Annotated in this window: 16 protein-coding genes; 6 read left to right on the forward strand and 10 right to left on the reverse strand. The window is 72.6% G+C overall.

Annotated features, from left to right (window positions below; all coding sequences use genetic code 11):
* Positions 1-33: 33 nt before the first annotated feature.
* Positions 34-1218, forward strand: coding sequence for a globin domain-containing protein (locus tag ACFYV5_RS27315; protein WP_389172719.1), 1185 nt, complete (start codon positions 34-36; stop codon positions 1216-1218).
* An 8-nt stretch (positions 1219-1226) separates the two neighbouring features.
* Here the strand turns inward: ACFYV5_RS27315 and ACFYV5_RS27320 are convergent, their stop codons facing one another.
* The 3 genes from ACFYV5_RS27320 to ACFYV5_RS27330 form a co-directional block, all read right to left on the reverse strand.
* The gene (locus ACFYV5_RS27320) at positions 1227-2216 is read right to left on the reverse strand and encodes a nucleoside triphosphate pyrophosphohydrolase (RefSeq protein WP_389172721.1); all 990 of its coding nucleotides are present in this window, start codon (positions 2214-2216) and stop codon (positions 1227-1229) included.
* A gap of 28 nt (positions 2217-2244) precedes the next feature.
* A complete protein-coding gene (locus ACFYV5_RS27325; RefSeq protein WP_355114534.1) occupies positions 2245-2889 on the reverse strand; it encodes a SurA N-terminal domain-containing protein in 645 nt (214 codons plus the stop codon).
* A gap of 81 nt (positions 2890-2970) precedes the next feature.
* Positions 2971-3966, reverse strand: a complete 996-nt coding sequence (locus tag ACFYV5_RS27330; protein WP_355114532.1) for a glycosyltransferase family 2 protein — start codon at positions 3964-3966, stop codon at positions 2971-2973.
* 125 nt (positions 3967-4091) lie between these two features.
* Here ACFYV5_RS27330 and ACFYV5_RS27335 point away from each other — a divergent pair, with 125 nt between their 5' ends.
* Together ACFYV5_RS27335 and ACFYV5_RS27340 are read left to right on the forward strand one after the other, a co-directional pair.
* Positions 4092-6515, forward strand: coding sequence for a YfhO family protein (locus ACFYV5_RS27335; RefSeq protein WP_389172724.1), 2424 nt, complete (start codon positions 4092-4094; stop codon positions 6513-6515).
* Between the two features lie 91 nt (positions 6516-6606).
* Positions 6607-7824, forward strand: coding sequence for an acyltransferase (locus tag ACFYV5_RS27340; protein WP_355114528.1), 1218 nt, complete (start codon positions 6607-6609; stop codon positions 7822-7824).
* 12 nt (positions 7825-7836) lie between these two features.
* Here the strand turns inward: ACFYV5_RS27340 and ACFYV5_RS27345 are convergent, their stop codons facing one another.
* On the reverse strand, positions 7837-8328 hold the full coding sequence (locus tag ACFYV5_RS27345) for a GNAT family N-acetyltransferase (protein ID WP_355114684.1): 492 nt from the start codon (positions 8326-8328) through the stop codon (positions 7837-7839).
* A 141-nt stretch (positions 8329-8469) separates the two neighbouring features.
* Between ACFYV5_RS27345 and ACFYV5_RS27350 the strand changes: the two genes are divergently transcribed.
* On the forward strand, positions 8470-9375 hold the full coding sequence (locus ACFYV5_RS27350; protein WP_389172726.1) for an NAD(P)-dependent oxidoreductase: 906 nt from the start codon (positions 8470-8472) through the stop codon (positions 9373-9375).
* A gap of 66 nt (positions 9376-9441) precedes the next feature.
* Here the strand turns inward: ACFYV5_RS27350 and ACFYV5_RS27355 are convergent, their stop codons facing one another.
* The 4 genes from ACFYV5_RS27355 to ACFYV5_RS27370 form a co-directional block, all read right to left on the reverse strand.
* Positions 9442-9825: a hypothetical protein gene (locus ACFYV5_RS27355; RefSeq protein ID WP_355114526.1), complete on the reverse strand. Its 384-nt coding sequence runs from the start codon at positions 9823-9825 to the stop codon at positions 9442-9444.
* Between the two features lie 121 nt (positions 9826-9946).
* Positions 9947-11455: a protein kinase gene (locus ACFYV5_RS27360; RefSeq protein WP_355114525.1), complete on the reverse strand. Its 1509-nt coding sequence runs from the start codon at positions 11453-11455 to the stop codon at positions 9947-9949.
* Complete coding sequence (locus ACFYV5_RS27365) at positions 11452-11982, reverse strand: hypothetical protein (protein WP_389172729.1); 531 nt, start codon at positions 11980-11982, stop codon at positions 11452-11454. The genes ACFYV5_RS27360 and ACFYV5_RS27365 overlap by 4 nt, the downstream gene beginning before the upstream one ends.
* A gap of 148 nt (positions 11983-12130) precedes the next feature.
* The gene (locus ACFYV5_RS27370; protein WP_389172731.1) at positions 12131-14275 is read right to left on the reverse strand and encodes an N-6 DNA methylase; all 2145 of its coding nucleotides are present in this window, start codon (positions 14273-14275) and stop codon (positions 12131-12133) included.
* A 250-nt stretch (positions 14276-14525) separates the two neighbouring features.
* Between ACFYV5_RS27370 and ACFYV5_RS27375 the strand changes: the two genes are divergently transcribed.
* Complete coding sequence (locus tag ACFYV5_RS27375; protein ID WP_389172733.1) at positions 14526-15308, forward strand: DUF4352 domain-containing protein; 783 nt, start codon at positions 14526-14528, stop codon at positions 15306-15308.
* Between the two features lie 88 nt (positions 15309-15396).
* A complete protein-coding gene (locus ACFYV5_RS27380; RefSeq protein WP_389172735.1) occupies positions 15397-16161 on the forward strand; it encodes a hypothetical protein in 765 nt (254 codons plus the stop codon).
* 145 nt (positions 16162-16306) lie between these two features.
* Here the strand turns inward: ACFYV5_RS27380 and ACFYV5_RS27385 are convergent, their stop codons facing one another.
* Together ACFYV5_RS27385 and ACFYV5_RS27390 are read right to left on the reverse strand one after the other, a co-directional pair.
* Positions 16307-17053: an N-acetyltransferase gene (locus ACFYV5_RS27385; RefSeq protein ID WP_389172737.1), complete on the reverse strand. Its 747-nt coding sequence runs from the start codon at positions 17051-17053 to the stop codon at positions 16307-16309.
* Positions 17054-17095: 42 nt separating this feature from the next.
* On the reverse strand, positions 17096-17773 hold the full coding sequence (locus ACFYV5_RS27390) for an HNH endonuclease family protein (protein WP_389172739.1): 678 nt from the start codon (positions 17771-17773) through the stop codon (positions 17096-17098).
* Positions 17774-17811: the final 38 nt, after the last annotated feature.

The raw sequence follows: 17811 nt of genomic DNA on the forward strand, positions 1-17811 counted from the left end.
GCGTGGCCTAGATTCTCCCGGGTGGATGCCCAGTTGCTCAGAAGCACGTTCGCCGTCGTCGAGAGACGGGCCGAACACGCCGTCACCTTCTTCTACTCCCATCTCTTCTGGAACAACCCGGGCGTCCGTGAGCTCTTCCCCGAGGACATGCGGCCCCAGCGCGACCGGCTCTTCGCCGCCCTCACCCATGTCGTGCACCATCTGGAGGACCCAGGACTGCCGGTGTACCTCGCCCATCTGGGCCGCGACCACCGCAAGTTCATGGCCGCGCCCGCGCTCTACGCCGCCGTCGGAGCGAGCCTGACCGCCGCGTTCGCGCACGCCGCAGGGGCCGCGTGGAGCGTGGAGGCGGAGAAGGCGTGGACCGAGGCGTACGGATACGTCGCCGAGCTGATGGTCCGGGGCGCCGAGGAGGCCGCGGCGGACGGGGAGCCGGCCTGGTGGGACGCCGTGGTGGCGCGCCACGAGCGGCTCGGCGAGGACCTGGCGGTGCTGACCCTGCGACCGCGGCAGCCCTTCGCGTACCGGCCCGGTCAGTACGCCGGCGTCAGCTCCCTGCGCGTGGCACGGGTGTGGCGGACGTACTCCCTGGCGAACGCCACCCGGCCGGACGGGACGGTCGATCTGCACGTCAGCCGGATCCCCGGCGGCGCGCTGAGCACCGCGCTGGTCGACGACGTGCGTGCGGGCGAGCCGCTGCGGCTGAGCGCGCCCGGGGGCGCGCTGACCTCACGGACCGCGCCGGACGTGCCTCGTACCTATATCGCCGCCGGGACCGGCTGGGCGCCGGTCAAGGCGCTCCTCGAAGAGGTGGCGCAGGGGCCGGAGGGCACCGAGGCCCGGCTCTTCCTCGTCGCCCGGGCCAAGGAGTACCTGTACGGGCGGGAGGACGTCGCGCGCCTGAAGGAGCGCATACCCGGGCTGAACGTCACGTACATCACCTCCGCGCCCCAGCACCCGCGCGACCAGGCGACCGAGCGGCTGATCCAGGCGCTGTACGCCTACGGCAACTGGCCCTCCCACGACGTCTACCTCGCGGGCCCGCCCGGCTTCCTCGCCGAGACCGTCCCGGTCCTGGAACACCTCGGCGCGGCCCGGCTCCACCACGACCACGTCCCGACGGCGGGCCCCCGCCCGACCGGCACGGCGGAATGGCTGATCGACCCCCCGCAACTGCACTGGCACGACCCCGAGGCCAGGGCCCCGCGCCGGCCTTGAGGTGGGCGTCAGGACGGCGTCTGCCGCGCGTCGACGCCCTCCGTCGCTCGGATCGTGTCCCGGTACGTGCGGGCCGCCGCCCGCAGCGCTGCCTCCGGGTCGATGCCGGACGCCTCCGCCCGGGCCGCCAGGGCGAGCAGTTCGTAGCCGACGCCCTCGCCCGTCGGCAGCGGCACGTCCAGGCCCGCCGTGCGCACCCGGCCCGCCAGCTTCGCGGCGAGCGCGAGACCGGGCTGCCCCAGCGGCACCCCGTCGGTGACCGAGTCGCGCTGCTTCTCGATCGCCTTCGTGCGCAGCCAGTGCGCCTTGACGTCCTCCGGGGTCTCCGCGGTCGCGTCGCCGAAGACGTGCGGGTGGCGGTGGATCAGCTTCTCGACGATCGTCCCGGCCACATCGTCGACGGAGAACGGCTCCTCCGCGTCCTCCTCGGCGATCCGGGCGTGGAAGACGACCTGGAGGAGGACGTCCCCGAGCTCCTCGCGCAGCTCGTCGCGGTCGCCGTCCTCGATCGCCTCGACGAGTTCGTACGCCTCCTCGATGCCGTACTTGGCGAGTCCCTTGTGCGTCTGCCGCGAGGACCACGGGCACTCGCGGCGGATGCGGTCCATGACCTGCACCACGTCGAGGAGTCGGGCGCCCGGCAGGTCGTACGAGCCGGGCAGCAGCTCCAGGTCGGGCATCGCGACGCGGCCGGAGCCGGCGAGCCGGGCGAGTCCGTCGGTGAGGGCCTGGTCGCCCTCGCCGGAGGGCAGGATCACGACGGTCCGCCCCCCGGCGCAGGCGTCGACGAGGTCCTGGGCGGCCGGGCGGGCGTGCTCGACGACGACGCCCGCCTCGCGGAGGTACGGCAGCTGGGGGTGGTGCTCGTCGGCGCACAGCACCCGGTCGGCGCCGTGCAGCGCCTGCCACGCGGGCCAGGACAGCAGTCCGGGCGCCACGCGGTGGCTGGCGGTGAGCAGGACGATGCGACCGGGTTCGACGGGTGTTTCAGCGTTCACCCTTCGACCTTACGTGGGGCTAGTGGGGCTACGCTCCCGCTTCCACGGCCGCCGGGTCCTGGCTGATCGGGCGCAGCCAGGACGGGGTGAACGTACCCAGCTGGATCTTCTTGTCGTCCCAGGCGCCGAAGCGCGGGTTCACGTCGATGTCGAGCGCCCGGGACGCCTCGGCGAAGACCTCGGTGAGCTTCTGCTGTCCCTCGGGGGTGTTCGCGACGCCGAGCTTCGCGGCGATCTTGTTCATGAGGACCGTGCGGCGGACGACCACGTCGATCTGGTCGGGGGCGACGCCCTGCTGCTGGAGCAGCATCGCGGCGAGCTGGGTCTCGCCGCCGCTCTGCTCGGTGAACTCGGCACGCGCCTTCTGGATCTCCCCGCGGGTGGCCGTGATCCCGTGGTCCGCGGCGACCTTGTCCACGACCTTGTCGAAGATCATCACGTTGAGCTTCTCACGGCTGAGGTCCCCGGTCCCCTGGATCAGCTGCGCCGCCTGCGGCGACGCCTGCTGCGCGGTCCGTACGTCGCGCACCTGTGCCTGGAGGCTGGACACCTCGATCCGTTCGCCGCCGACGACCGCCGCCGCGCCTGGGTGGGCCTCACCGCCGCAGGCGGTGAGCAGCGGGGCCGCGGCGAGGAGCGCGGCGGAGACGGAGAGCGCAGTGCGGCGGTGCAAAGGAGCCTCCCGGCGTGGGTCGTGCGTCAGTGGGACGACCGTGCGGTGATCGATAGTAGGCAGTCGCGGTGGCCTGGGCCACTACTTCGACGTGACTGCCCCGATCAACGACTCACGTGTTCGGGTGGTGGCGGTCCGCGGCCCGATCGGCCCCGGAACGTCCGTGTTCGTCTCCTTCACCAGGAAGTGCGGGCGCCGCTTCACCTCGTAGTAGATACGGCCCACGTACTCCCCGACCAGCCCCAGCATCACCATCTGGACCCCGGCCAGCGCCGTGACGATGACGAGCAGCGTGACGTACCCGGGGGTGTCCACGCCCCGCACCAGGGCGACGCCGACGATCCAGGCGGCGTAGACCAGGGCCACCGACACCAGCGTCATTCCCAGATAGACGGCTGCCCGCAGTGGCTTGTTGTTGAAGGAGAGCAGCCCGTCCAGACCGTAGTTGAGCAGTTTCCCGAAGGTCCATTTCGAGCGGCCCTCCTCGCGCACCGCATTCTCGTACTCGAATGTGGTGGTGCGGAATCCGACCCAGGCGAAAAGGCCCTTGGAGAAACGGTTGTACTCGGTGAGTCCGAGGATCGCGTCGACGGTACGGCGGGAAAGCAGCCGGAAGTCGCCGACCCCGTCCACCAGCTCGACGTCCACCAGCCGGTTGATCGCCCAGTAGTAGGCGCGGGCGGTCAGGGTACGGGTCACCCGGTCGCCCGTGCGGGTGCGCCGGGCGATGACCTGGTCGTACCCCTCGGCGTGCAGGCCCACCATGCGGTGCACGAGCTCCGGCGGGTGCTGGAGGTCGGCGTCCATGATGACGACCGCGTCACCGCGCGCGTGCTGGAGGCCCGCCAGCATCGCGGCCTCCTTGCCGAAGTTCCGGCTGAAGGAGACGTAGCGGGCGCGGGGGTCGGAGGCGGCGATCTCCTCCAGGAGCGGGAGCGTACGGTCGTGACTTCCGTCGTCCACGTAGACCAGCTCGAATTCCCCGTCGAAACGGGAGAGTTCGGTGGTCACATGGTCGTGGAAGCGACCGATGATCTCCTCTTCGTCGAAACACGGGACCACGATCGAGAGCAGCACGGAGAACACGACAACCCACGTGGATGTCGCCGGCTGATTCGCGACGTGACGGCGAGGCGACCATTGCGTGAACTGGGCCCGGTGGAACACCGTTTCGGGTTCCGTACTGGCATATTCGCACCACCATGCCTGTTCAGACGACACCGGCCGGGGGCCGCTCGGACCGCCCCTCGGACGCCCGCGCCGCCGGCCTCGCCGCCTTCCTCACCGCGCTCGCCGTCTGCGCGGGGGACGCCGTCGCCCGCGCCTTCCCGTTCGGACCGCGCCGGCGCGGCGTGAACGACCTGGCCAACCAGTTCGTCCCGTACCACGCCCATCTCTGGGACCTGCTGCACGGCCGGGCCGACGGCGGGCTGCTGCTCAACTGGCAGTCCGGCTGGGGCACCAGCTTCCTGCCCGACCTCGGCACGTATCTGGGCAGCCCGTTCGCCCCGCTGGTGGCGCTCTTCCCGCGCGCGGACATCGAGTACGCGGTCTATGGGGTCACGGTCCTGAAGATGGCCGTCGCGGCGGCCGCCATGACCGTGACGCTGCCGCGGCTGCGGCCCGGCCCCCGGTGGGCGGCGGCGGTCCTCGGGGCGTCGTACGGGCTGTGCGGCTGGGCGGTCGTCGAGGCCACGTACAACCCGATGTGGCTGGACGGTCTGATCGCCTTCCCGCTGCTGTGCCTGGTCGGCGAGTGGGTGCGGCAGGGGCGCCGGCCGCTGCTCGGTCCGCTGGTCGTGGCGGTGTGCTGGGTCGCCAACTTCTACACCGCGTACATGGCCACGCTCGGCGCCGCGCTGGTGCTCCTGGTCCGGCTGCTGGAGGCGGGGCCCTTCCGGCTCCGCGTTCTGGTGCGGGCGGCGACGACCGTGCTGCTCGGGATCGGGCTCGCCGCGCCGGTCCTCGTCCCGGTGTTCCTCGGCTCCACGCACGCGTACCCCGGCCTTGCGAAGGAGTTCCGGCCGGCGGACGGGACGGACTTCCTGGCCCGGCTGCTTCCGGTGACGTACAGCTTCTCCACCCCGGCGGCGTTCGTCGGCACCGGGACGCTGCTGCTCGCCGGCGCGCTCCTCTTCCACCGTGCGGCGCCCCGGCGGGAGCGGTGGCTGTGGGCCGGGTTCGCGGTCGCGCTCGCGATGTCGCTGCAGTGGGGGCCGACGCATCTGACGTGGCATGTCTTCGCCACGCCCAACGGCAGCCCGTACCGGCAGACGTTCGTCCTGTCCGGGGTCCTGGTCATCGCGGCCTGGATCGTCCTCTCGTACGGCTGGCCCGGGCGCCGCGCGCTGCTCGGCGGGGCGGCGGTGGTGGTGGCGGTCGGCGTGGGCGCGGCCGCCAGCGAGCTGGTGACCGGCTGGTCGTACCCGCTGCTCACCCTCGGCCTTGCGGCGGCCTGCGGTGGGCTGTGGCTGGCCTCCCGAGGCAGGAGGACGGTCGTGGCGGCGGTGCTGCTGGCGGGGGCGCTCGTCGGTCAGGCCGCCGCGACCACCGCGTACGCGGACCGGGCGCGGCTGCGGCTCGACGACTACCCGGCCTGGGGCGCGGAGCAGGACCGGCGGACGGCCGCGCTCGCCGCGGCCGACGGCTGGCCGGCCCACCGCACCGACTCGGGCCGCCCGCGGATCACCGGCAACGAGCCGCTGCTCTTCGGCGGCCAGGGGGCCGCGTACTACAGCAGCCACACCCCGTCGGTGCTGACGCGGACCCTGGCCGCGCTGGGCGGCGGCTGGACCTCGCGGGGGCGGAACCTGCAGAGCCTGGACAACCCGGTGACGGACGCGCTGTTCGGCGTCGGCGCGCGGTGGCGGGGCGAGACCGTGGTGCGGACGGGTCCGGTGCTGCCGCTGGTGACGGTGCGTCCTGAGGGTGCCGCCGTGCCCCGCTACGGGCCCTCTCCGTTCCGCAACCAGGAGATGCTGCTGGGCTCGTCGGTGTACACGCTGCCCGCCGACGGGGTCTGCCCGGTCGGCAGCGAGGTCTTCCTCTGGGCCCCCGATCTGAGGGGGACGGCCCGGCTCGGTGCGAGCGGGGCGCCGGTACGGCTGGAGGGCGGGATGCCGAAGTGGCGGGCCGCGCTCACCTCACTGGGCGTGCAGCGGACGGCGGGCACACGGCCCGTACTGGACGGCGGCGCCACTCGGGGTCACTCGATCGGCTGCCTGGATCCAGGGCGGCTGACCGCGGCGGTGGCGCGGCTGAAGACCTCGGCCGCGGTCTCGGTCGAGGCCACGGACAGCGGCATCCGCGCGGAACTCCCGCCGGGAACCCGGGGCACGGTCGTGGTCGCCGGCCCACGGATCGCGGGCTGGACGTGCGGTGGCCGCCCGGCGGACTCGTACGGCGGCCTGGTGGCACTGAAGGTGTCCGGCGAGACATCGGTGAGCTGCGACTTCAGGCCACCGGGCCTGCGGGCGGGGCTGGGCGCGGGGGCGGTGGCGCTGGTGCTGCTGGTGGCACTGACGGCCGGGGAGCGGGCGGCGCGGCGGCGTGGCACCGCCGACGCCGCGCCGTCCGGCTCCTCACAGCCCCGCGCGCCCAGGGAGTCGGCCGGGACGCTCACCTGAGTGACCAACGACACCGGCACCTCGGCTGTGTGGATGCTGTGCGCCGACTGTACGGTCCCTCTGGAATGTTCATTCGAGGGGAGGCCCCGCCATGCCCGGCACCAGGGGAGCCGACAGCAGGAAACAGCCGGGCACGCGCCTCTTCGCGCTGGACGGCATCCGGATCACGGCGGCCCTCGTCGTGGTGCTGTACCACTACATAGGCCTCAACGCCGCGTGGGACAGGAACACGGCCGAGCTGTTTCCCGCCCTCCGGCCCTTCGCCCTGTACGGCTGGCTCGGCGTCGAAGTCTTCTTCATCGTCAGCGGCTTCGTCATCTGCATGAGCGTCTGGGGGCGCACGGTCGGTGACTTCGCCGTGTCCCGCGTGTCCCGGCTGTTCCCCGCCTATTGGGCGGGCATCGCGCTGACCGCGCTCACCTTGTGGCTCCTGCCCGAGGTCCGGGAGCTGCGTCACACGGACGAGTGGAGCGACGTCCTCGTCAACCTGACCATGATGCAGGGCGGTCTGGGCGTCGGGCATGTGGACCACTCGTACTGGACGCTGTTCGTCGAGCTGAAGTTCTACGCGCTCTTCGCACTCGTCGTGCTCCGCGGCGTCACCTACCGCAATTGCGTCCTTTTCTGCGGAATCTGGACAGCGGCCGCGGTCGCCGCGCCGACCACCGACTTCCGGCTGCTGCACTTCTTCTCGATGCCGCAGTACGCGCCGTATTTCATCGCCGGCATAGCCTTCTACCTGATGCACCGCTACCGGCCGACCATGCTCCTGTGGGCGATCGTCGGGGTCCAGTTCCTCCTCGCCCAGCAGTACGTCCGCGGACGGATGCGGACGAACCTCGGCCTCCAGCTCTCGGAGCAGCTGCCGACCTGGCCCGCACGCCTGGTCATCGCGATCGGCTTCCTCGCGATCGCGGCCGTCGCGCTCGGCTTCCTGGACCGCATCCAGTGGCGCTGGCTGAAGACCGCGGGAGCGATCACGTACCCGCTGTACGTGATCCACATGGCGGTCGGCATCACGCTGATCCACCACTTCCGCGACCAGGTCGCACCGCTTCCGCTCGTCGCCTCCGTGACGGCCGCCATGCTGGTCGCGTCCTGGGTGATCCACCGCTTCGTGGAACGCCCGCTGTCGAAGCGCCTCCGGTCCGGGATGCGGCGCGGTGTCCAGGAGATCCGCTTCAACACCCCGGCGGCCCGGCCGGCCGGCAAGCCCGCCGACCCCTCCCCCTCCCCCTCCTCCGCCGCACCGGCCGAGGAGCGCCCGCGGGACTGGGTCATGGCCTCCACCGGCGACACCCGCCGCTGAGGCGACGCGGGATCACCACCGTCGCCAGCGGACCTCCCCGTCGTGCCATTCGTCGGTGGGCGTCAGCCCGGCGGCGGTGGCGACGGCGGCGGACGCCGTGTGGTCGGGGTGGATGTGCGCGACGACCGTCCGTACGCCCTGTGCGGTGAGCCAGTCGACAAGACCCCGGGCGGCCTCGGTGGCGATCCCGCGGCCCTGCCAGGGAGCCCCCACCACCCAGGCGATCTCGGCGACTTCGCTGCCCTCGACGGTCGCCTGGACGGTCCCGGCCAGGCGGTCCTCCTCCCGGAGACGGACGACCCAGTTGCACCAGGAGACTCCGGGGTCGGGCGATCCGGCGACCTGCCTCGCGTAACGGGCCCTGAGGTCCGGCGTGGTCGGCGGGGCGCCGCCGATGAAGTCGTACAGCACCGGGTCGGCCAGCACGCCGGTCATCTCCTCGGCGTGCTCGACCGCCAGGGGCAGCAGGGTGAGCCGGGCGGTCCGGATGGGCTCGGGCCGCATGCTCTCGGGTGGGACGGTCACGCGGCCTCCGGGGTCGGGTCGTCGCACGGGTTCCTGACAAAAAAGTACGTACTTGTCGGGCTCTCGCCGTCCACCCAGCATGGATCACACATCCCACGCCGGTCGAACAGGAGCACACACATGCCCGGGCACCACCGCATTCCCGTGACCGTCGTCGGGCTTGGCTCGATGGGCAGCGCGCTGGCCCAGGCGTTCGTCGAGGCCGGGCACCCGACCACCGTCTGGAACAGGACCGCCGCGAAGGCCGCGCCGCTCGTGGCGAAGGGGGCCGTCCTCGCGGAGTCGATGGACGAGGCGGTCAGGGCGAGCCCTCTGGTCGTCACCTGCCTGACGACGTACGACGACACTCTGGCGGCCCTGGAACCGGCTGCCGGCGCGCTGCGGGGGCGGGCCCTGGTGACCCTCAACAGCGGTTCGCCGGCCGACGCCCGCCGGGCGAACGCGTGGGCGCTCGGGCACGGCGCCCGCCACCTCGACGGGGCGATCAAGAACGTGCCGTCCGCCGTGGGCGCCGAGGACACCCTTCTCTCCTACGGCGGCGACCGCGGCGTCTTCGACGAGTTCGAGCCGGCCCTGCGGGTGCTGGGCGGCGACACCGTCTTCCTCGGTACCGACCCGGACCTCGCCGCTCTCTATGAGATGGCCGTGGGCGGCACGCTGCTGCCCGCGCTCGTCGGTTTCTTCCAGGGCGCGGCGGCGCTGCGGGCCCGGGGCCTCGAGGCCGCGTCGATGGTGCGGTTCAGCGTCAAGTGGTTCGAGATGATCGGCTCGGTGCTGCCCGTCTTCGCCCGGGAGATCGACAGCGGCGACTACAGCGAGCCCGGGTCCTCGGTGAACCTGTTCCTGGCCGGAGCCCCCCACGACGAGGAGTTCGGCAGGGAAGCGGGCCTCGACGTGGCGTGGCACAAGCCCTTCCACGAGCTGCTGCGCCGAGCGGCCGACGCCGGGCACGGCGACCACAGCATCTCCGCCCTGACGGAGGTGCTGAAGGCGCCGGGGCGGACCGCACAGCCCGGGAACGCGTAACCCCGGGAACGCGCCGAAGGGGTCGGACCCGACCGGGTCCGACCCCTTCGTCACGCGCGCGTGGCGTCAGTTCTTGACGGGGTTCAGGCAGAGCACGAACTTGTCCGACTCCAGCTGCTGCGCGAGCGCGACCTCGCCCACCTCGCCGCACTTGTCGACGTCGAAGGTGTTGTCGATGACCTTCACGACCTTGTAGAGGTCGGGCGCCTTCTCGGTGCACGGCTTGCTGTCGACCTCGGGGTCGTTCTCCGGACCCGTCACGGTCACGCAGTCGCCGGCCTCGGCGTGCACCGGGGCGGTGCCGGTGAGGTACGGGACGCCGAGCTTCCAGAACAGGATGGCCGCGATCGCCACGACGATGGTGAGGAGCGTCTTGCCGATGCTGCGCTTCTTCTTCGCCGGCTCGGCGGGCGCGACGGGCTGCTCGGGGGTGGCGGGGGGAGTCGTCATGAAGGGTTCCTTGGGGACGTGTGCATGATCAGACGCGAACGCTACATGTACAGGAACCGGCAAAACGGACCCAAAAGATCCACTTCTCCATCAGTTGTGGACTCGTGACTCTGGCGCCCCGTCAGGCGAAGCGCCCCATCTGCTGCTGGCGCGCCAACGCACGCCGCAGGTCCGTCGGGAGCGCGTGGTACGGGCCGTACGTCCGCTCCGTGTCGTACAGCAGCGCCTGGAGCTGCTGATGACCTGCCGTGTGGTCGCCCATCGCCAGCAACAGCATCCCGATCCGCCGCCGGATGTCGAAGAACCGCGCCTGGTCCGCGCCGTGTTCGTGGAACGGCAGGAGCGCCCGGTACTCCGTCAGCGCCGCCGCCGTCTCCCCCAGCTGTTCCAGGCACTGCGCCGCCTCGTAGCGGAACTGCAGGGTCTGCGGATCGGCGGGCCCGGCCTCGGCCGCGCGGTCGTCGGCGAGGCGACGCAGCTCCGGCAGGGCGCGGCGGTACTGGCCGTCGTCCATGAGGGTCGTCGCGTACTGCTTGCGCAGGATCCGGACGACCGGTGAGCGATCGCCGTGCTCGGCGGCGGCCGCCGGCAGGATCGAGCCGAGGAGGTCGACGGCCTGGGTGAGCGAACCCTCGCCGAGCAGCCGCTTGACCTCGTCGACGGCGGCGGCCACGTCGGGGCGCGGGACGGGCGGCGCGACCGGCGGGGGCGGCACGGACGCGCGGTCGGGCCAGGGCGCGTGCGGGCGCAGGAAGGGACGCGTCGGGTCGAGCGGCCCGGCGGGGGCGCCGCGCGCCGGAAGCAGCGGCAGCAGCGCCTCGTACACCTCGTGCGCGCCGGACGGGCGGTGCTGCGGGTCCTTGGCCAGCAGGCGCAGGACGAGCGCCTCCAGGACCTCCGGCACCTCGGGGCGCAGCTGGCGGACCGGGAGCGGGGGCTCGTAGAGGTGGCGGTGCAGGACCCCGAGCGCGGTCGATCCGGCGAACGGCACGTTCCCGCTGAGGAGTTCGTGGAGCAGGATGCCGAGCGCGTACAGATCCGTGTACGGGCCGACGGCACCGCCCATCGCCTGCTCGGGCGCCATGTAGGCGGGGCTGCCGATCGGCGAACCGGTGTGGGTGAGACGGGTGGTGTCGGTGTCCAGGACGGAGGCGACGCCGAGGTCGAGGACGGTGACGGTGCCGTCGGGGCGCACCATCACGTTCCGGGGCTTGAGGTCGCGGTGGACGATCGGCACCGCGTGCACGGCGGCGAGCACGGCGCACAGCTGCGCGGCGACGGAGACGGCCCACTCCCAGGGGTACGGGTCGTGCTCGGCGAGGTGGTCGGCGAGGTCCGCGCCGTCGAGGTACTGCATGACGAGGTAGAGGTCGTCGCCGTCGCTGCCGGCGTCGTGGACGGTGACCAGGCCGGGGTGGTCGACCTGCGCCGTGACCCGGCACTCGCGCACGAAGCGGCGCCGGAGCTCCTCCGCCGCGGTGGCGGGGCCGGTCATGGTGGCGGGGCGGAGCAGCTTGACGGCGACGCGGCGGTCGAGCCGTCCGTCGTACGCCGTCCAGACCTGGCCCATGCCGCCCTGGCCGATGACGGTGGAGAGTTCGTACCGGCCACCGATGACGCGTCCGTTCACCGACCGCCCTCTCGCGGGTCCCTCGGGTCCTTGCGGAGGAGGTCGCTGAGCTCGTCAAGCTCGGCGCGGACCTGGTCGATCCGGGGGCCGGGGACCGGAGGCTGCGGCGGAACGGCGGGCTGCGGGGGCGTCACGGCATGCGGCTGCGGCTGCGGGGGCGTCACGGGCTGCGGCGGCGGCTGCGACGGGTAGCCGTAACCGGTCCGGTGCTGTGGGACGGTCGTCCCGTACGGCGTGAACGCCGCCGGCCCCGCCGGCGGGGCGAGGCGAACCTTGTCGTGGCGTATGTCGGCGACCAGGAAGTAGACGGTGAAACCGAGGGCGTTGAGCAGCACCAGGCCCATGGCGAGGTCGGCCTGGGTCGTCTCGATGTCGTCGGGCATCAGGGCGAAGCCGGTGATCATGACGGCCGCCGACACTCCGCACAGGATCCAGTCCAGCGCGCGACGGGTCACGACGGCGAGCCGGATCATCGTCCCCCACGTCAGGAACCCGAAGCTGAGCAGCGGAAGCACCGCGAAGAGCACGCGAAGCACGATCACCGACGTGGGAACGGCACGCGGTGGTGGGCTAGGCGTATAGCCATGGCCGTACATTCCTGCTCCTGGGCACTCGGGTCGGTTGCGGAGACGAGCGTATACACCGACGGCGACAAGGGCTCCTGGGTTGTACGGATCAGGGCGCGACCGTTCCGTCCGCGAGACCGTCGTACAGGCCCTGCACCAGCTGTTCGCCGAGCCGGCCCGCGAGGCGCAGGGCGTCCTCGAACTCGGCGAGGGCCCGGAACCGCTCCCCGTACCGCTGCTGTTCGGCGAGCGGCAGACGCGGCAGCTGGAGGCGGCGGACGTCGAGCCGGGTGGCGGTGGAGGCGTAGCTGCTGGCCTGACGGGTGTTGGCCGTGCCGCGCAGGAACCCGGCGAGGAACCAGGGGTCGAGCGCGGCCGGGTCGGGGCGCAGGAGCTGGAGGTTGCGGCCGAGGGCCGCTCCGGCGGTCGCGGTGTCGACGACCCGGGCGAGGGAGCCGCCGCCGAGGACGGGGACGACGACATCGCCCTCGGCGAGGAGGACCGGCTCCTCGGGGGCGCCGTCGGGCAGGGAGCCGGACGGCGGCTGGGCGCCGAAGACGTCGTTCTCCGTGAGCACACGGACGGGGCCTGCGGGGCTTCCCGTACCGCCGGGGCTTCCCGCACCACCGGGGCCGGGACCGGGGACACCGAGACCGCCGGGGCCACCGGGCCCGCCCGTGAACGACGCGGTGCCGGCGCCGCCCGCGCGCAGTTCGAGCGCGCCGGTGCGGGCCAGCTCGCCGACGGTGACGCCGGTGGGCCGGGCGGCCGTGGCCGGGTCGGCGGGCGCGGGCAGGGCGGGGGGCGGGGTGAGGGCGACGGTGTGGCCGAGGGTCTTGGCCAGCCGGTCGCGGACCGCGAGGAGTTCGGCGGCGCCTCCGCCCGCCGCGGGGGGCGGGAGGTGGCGGGCGGGCGCCAGGTCGACGTCGTCGTCGAGGAGTTCGATGACGGGCACGGGCCGGCTCGTCCCCGGGGTCTCGGTGACCGTGCCGTCCCTGTCGAAGGGCAGCCACGCGTCGAGGACGGTGGTGTGGACGGCCTGCCAGTCGAGCTTGTCGCGGGCAGCGCCGCCGCCGGCCTGGTCGGCGGCGGCCGTGGCGGTGGTGTCGACGACGAGGAGTTCCGGGGAGGGGGTCACGCCGGCGGCGGGCTTGCGCAGCACCCAGAGGTGCAGCGGGATGCCGTACGGCGGGGCCGCCCCCGCCGGGAGGGCGACGACGGCCCGCAGGGCGCCCCTCCTGAGGAGATCGGCGCGGATTCGGCGGCCGGAACGCCGGGAGGCGGCGGCGGGCGGCATGAGCAGGACGGCGGTGCCGCCGGGGCGGAGCCGGGCCAGGGCGTGCTGGACCCAGGCCAGTTCGGATTCCGTACGGGCCGGGAAGCCGTACTCCCAGCGCGGGTCGTAGGCCAGTTCGTCGTGGCCCCAGTTGCGCTCGTTGAACGGCGGGTGGCAGAGCACGGTGTCCGCCGTGAGGTGCGGGAAGGCGTCGGCGCGCAGGCTGTCGCCGGTCCGCACCCGGACGTCGGCGTCGGAGGCCAGCGCGAGGCGCAGGGCGGTGAGCGCGGCCAGGTCGGTGTCGGCGTCCTGGCCGTGGAGGGCGCCGGGGTGCTCGACGGCGCGGAGCAGGGTGCCGGTGCCGGAGGCCGGGTCGAGGACGGTGGGCCGGGGGCCGGCGCCGGGGGCGGCGACGGCGGCCATCAGGGCGGCGGGTCCGGGCGGGGTCAGCGTGTACTGGCGCGGGTTGGCGTCGAGGTGCCGGCCGAGCAGGAACTCGAACGCCTGGCGGGCGCCGGTCTCGGCGGCGAGGTCGGCGACGCCGCGCACCAGCGGCACGGAAGGGGCCAGTTCGGCCGCGGTGGGGGTGGGGACGGCCCTGCCCAGACCGAAGCGCTCGGTGAGGACCTCCTCCAGGGCGGTCGGCAGGGTCTCGGTGAGGCGTTGGTCCGAGACGGCGGCGAGCGCCGGCCAGGCGGTGGAGCGGTCCCGTACGAGCAGCAGGACGCAGCCGGCCTGGACGAGGGCGGTGACGGCGCCCGCCGGGTGGCCGGTGACCTGCTGCCAGACCCGCTCGCGCAGGGGGACCTCGGCGAGCTTGCCCTGGGCACGCAGCCAACGCTCGACATCGGCGAGGGCGAACGACGGGCTTGTCTCCGTCCCGCCCACGGGGCGGGGGAAGTCGGCGTGGCGGCGGCGCCAGTTGCTCACGGCGGCCCGTCCGACCCCCGCGAGCCTGGCGATCCCCGCGGCGGTCACCTCTGCTCCGTGCTCCGGCACCTGGCTGACTCCCCTCGTCCCGCTCGGACGTCGTCCGCACGTACCCGCTGCTGTGGCCCCCGATCTTACTGATGAACGCCAGGCGCACCACTTCACACCGTGAGCCGGTTCAATTTCTGTGAACCGTGTTGACTCGGTTCACAGGCTCTGCTGTTATTGATCCATCGCTCCACGGGGTCCGGGCAGGGCCTCGATCACACGTCGATGCTTCATGTCCTGGAGGACACCCATGTCGTACGACACCCAGATCCCGCAGGCCCCGCAGGCGGCCCTGCGCAACGGGCTCGGCACCGCGGCCCTGATCCTCGGCATCATCGGTACGGTCTCCGGCCTCATCCCGTTCTTCTTCTGGCTGGCCGGAATCCTCGGCCTGATCGCGCTGATCCTGGGCCTGGTGGGGCGGGGCCGGGTGAAGCGCGGCGAGGCGAACAACAAGGGCGTGACGACGACCGGCGCGGTCCTCGGCCTCGCGGCGCTGATCCTCTCGGTGGTCGGCGCGGTGATCACCTTCAACGCCGTGAGCGACGCCGTCGACGAGATCGACAAGACGCTGCAGGAGGCCGCCCCGCAGGACCCGTCGAGCACGGCGAAGGGTGACGCGGGCGGCAAGGCCGACGCGACCAAGGGCCTCGTGGCCGGTGCGCCCTCCGTCTACAAGGACAAGCTGAAGGTCACGGTCTCCGAGGCGAAGCCGTACACCCCCAGCGACGCGGCCGACCGCACCGCGGGCACCAAGGCGTACCAGGTCACCGTGGTCATCGAGAACGGCGGCAAGAAGGAGTTCGACGCCGCGCTGGTGACGCTGAGCGCCCGCGCCGGCCAGGACGGCGTCGCCGCCGAGCAGGTCTTCGACGACAAGGTCGGCACCGGTTTCACCGGCACGATCCTGCCCGGCAAGAAGTCCACGGTCGTCTACGCCTTCGACGCCCCGGCCGCAGCGAAGACCCTCACGGTCGAGGTCAGCCCCGGCCTGGAGCACAACGCCGCCCAGTGGGAGCTGAAGATCGGCTGACCCACCGCCGCCCCACCCTCCTCCAGGGCCTCCCCCAGGCCCGTCCCCCCTTCGTACGACCGCTACCCCCACCCCCGGAGAACCCGCCATGTCTGCCGCCGCTCCCACCACCCGCACCCGTCGCACGGCCCTGGTCGCCGCGCTCTGCACCGCCGTCGCCCTCGGCGCCACCGCCTGCGGACCCTTCTCGGACGACGCCAAGGCCTCCGGCCCCTTCGGGGACCTGACCGGCCCGCAGATAGCCAACAAGGCGATCGCCGCGACGAAGAAGGCGGACTCCCTCACGCTCGACCTCGCCACCAAGACCACCGACGGGCCGATGAAGGCGTACCTGGCGATGGACACCCGCGGAAAGTGCGCCGGCACCCTGACGGTCGGCGCGACGGGCACGGCCGAGCTGATCAAGGCCGACGACAAGGACGTCTACCTCCGCTTCGACGAGGCGTTCCTGCGGGCCCAGGCGAAGGGCGAGTCCACCGAGGTCCAGGAGGCGGTGCTCAAGGAGCTCAAGGGCCGCTGGGTGAAGACGCCGGTGACCGATCCGGAGGCCAAGGACAACCTCGAGCTCTGCGACCTGAACGCGCTTCTCGGCGACTTCGAGGAGGGGGTCAACCTCGCCTTCAAGGGCAAGGAGACGACCGTCGGCGGCAAGAAGGCGCTGATGCTCACGGAGAAGGTCGGCGACGAGACGACGACGATCTATGTGGCGACGGAGGGCGAGCCGCTCATCCTGAAGATCGTGGCGGCGGGCGGCGAGGAGCCCGGCACGATCACCTTCACCGGCTTCGGGAAGCCGGTCGAGGCCAAGGCGCCGGCGGCCAAGGACGTCGTCATGGACGAGACGAAGGGCTGAAGACGGCTGACGGGCGTCCGCAGCGCTGACGTACGCGTGTGAACAGGGGTGTGAGGGCCGCCGCGGGAGAGCGGCCCTCACACCCTTCCGCGGTTCATACCGGCACGCTTTTCACACCCGCACGCTGTTCACACCCGCGCGCTGTTCACAGCTTGTGGCGGACCCACACGTTCGGCTCGACGTAGACCGCGTAGCCGCGCGAGGCCTCGCAGTGCACCGGCACGAGCGCGCCCTCGACCTCGACCGGGCCGTCGGTGTCGAACGGCAGCCCCGTCCACGCGCGCCACTGCTCCACGGACGCGCCGACCGTCATCGAGGCAGGGGCCACCGCCTCTATCGTGGCGCCCGCGCGGACGTGGACGCGCAGCCACGGGTCGTGGGGCAGGCCGTCCGACGCGCGCGTGCGGAACGCGTACTCGTGGATGGAGGACGCCGCCTCCAGGTGCTTGCCGTTGGGGCGGACCGGGGCGACGACCTCGGAGAAGCCGAGCCGGCGGGCGTTGTCCCGCATGGCGGCCAGCATCCGGCCCGAGATCCCCTGGCCGAGCGCGCTCGTGTCCACGGTGACCTCGATCGCGCTGACGGTGTCGGGGATGCGCCCGTGCCGCCGGTCCGAGAACGCCCACAGCAGCACCTGGTCCCAGCCGGTGGCGGGCAGGGCGCCGCGGTCCTCGGCATGGAGCCGGAAGGGAACACTGAGCGCGCGGGCGACGACCGTGCCCTCGGAGTCCGTGGCGATGAGGACGTACTCGGGCAGCTCGGCGACGATCCGTCCGAAGTGGGACCAGCCCACCGGGTCGTTCTGCACGAACTCCGGCCAGAGGTCCTTCATCCCCCACATCGGCCCCTGGAGTTCCGGGCGTTCGGCGAGGGTCGTGATGTTCAGCTCCATGAAGGGGCACGCTAACGGCCGTTCGCAGGGCCACCAACCGAATTACGGCAGCCTCTGGTCCGGGCAGCCGCCGAGGACCTTCTTCATCGCGTCCCGCTCGGCCCGGGTGACCCACACCCCGTACTTCTTCTTCACGGCGACCTGCGCGGCCACGTAGGTGCAGCGGTACGCCTTGTTGGCCGGCAGCCAGGTCGCGGCGTCGCCGTCGGACTTGCGGCGGTTGGCGGACGCCTCGACGGCGAGGAGGTTCAGCGGATCGTTGGCGAAGCGGCGCCGCTTCTCCGCGTCCCACTGCTGCGCGCCCTTCTGCCAGGCGTCGGAGAGCGCGACAAGATGGTCTATGTCGACCTTGCTGCGGCCACGGACGAAGTCGACGCGGTTCCCCGTGTACGGGTCGTCGGCGAGGATCCCGGAGGCGACCTTGCAGCGGCCCTCCTTGAAGCGGACGTCGGTGAGGTCGCGCTTGAGGATGTCGTCGCGGGTCCCGCAGCCGTTGCCGTCCACGTCGACCCAGGCCTTGCCGAACTTCTCGCGTTCGTAGCCGGTCTTCGGGGCGCGGCCCTTGACGGTGAGGGTGTCGACGGCGACGAGCGCCGGGCCGCCTCCTCCGCCGGGGGCGCCCTCGACCGGGGAGCCGTCAGGACCCGTCGTACAGCCGGAGGTTATGAGGGCGGCGGCGGCAAGGGCGGCGAGGGGGAGGGCTTTCGGGTAGCTGAGCACGCGGGGATCCTAACCAGCGATCCTGACCAGTGATCCTG

Source organism: Streptomyces sp. NPDC003035 (assembly GCF_042888285.1).
Lineage (GTDB): Bacteria > Actinomycetota > Actinomycetes > Streptomycetales > Streptomycetaceae > Streptomyces.

Excerpts from the sequence above, each read along its gene's own strand:
- ACFYV5_RS27335 (WP_389172724.1), top strand. The coding sequence starts at position 4,092 with ATGCCTGTTCAGACGACACCGGCCGGGGGCCGCTCGGACCGCCCCTCG.
- ACFYV5_RS27340 (WP_355114528.1), top strand. The coding sequence starts at position 6,607 with ATGCCCGGCACCAGGGGAGCCGACAGCAGGAAACAGCCGGGCACGCGC.
- ACFYV5_RS27345 (WP_355114684.1), bottom strand. The coding sequence starts at position 8,328 with ATGCGGCCCGAGCCCATCCGGACCGCCCGGCTCACCCTGCTGCCCCTG.
- ACFYV5_RS27350 (WP_389172726.1), top strand. The coding sequence starts at position 8,470 with ATGCCCGGGCACCACCGCATTCCCGTGACCGTCGTCGGGCTTGGCTCG.
- ACFYV5_RS27355 (WP_355114526.1), bottom strand. The coding sequence starts at position 9,825 with ATGACGACTCCCCCCGCCACCCCCGAGCAGCCCGTCGCGCCCGCCGAG.
- ACFYV5_RS27375 (WP_389172733.1), top strand. The coding sequence starts at position 14,526 with ATGTCGTACGACACCCAGATCCCGCAGGCCCCGCAGGCGGCCCTGCGC.
- ACFYV5_RS27380 (WP_389172735.1), top strand. The coding sequence starts at position 15,397 with ATGTCTGCCGCCGCTCCCACCACCCGCACCCGTCGCACGGCCCTGGTC.
- ACFYV5_RS27385 (WP_389172737.1), bottom strand. The coding sequence starts at position 17,053 with ATGGAGCTGAACATCACGACCCTCGCCGAACGCCCGGAACTCCAGGGG.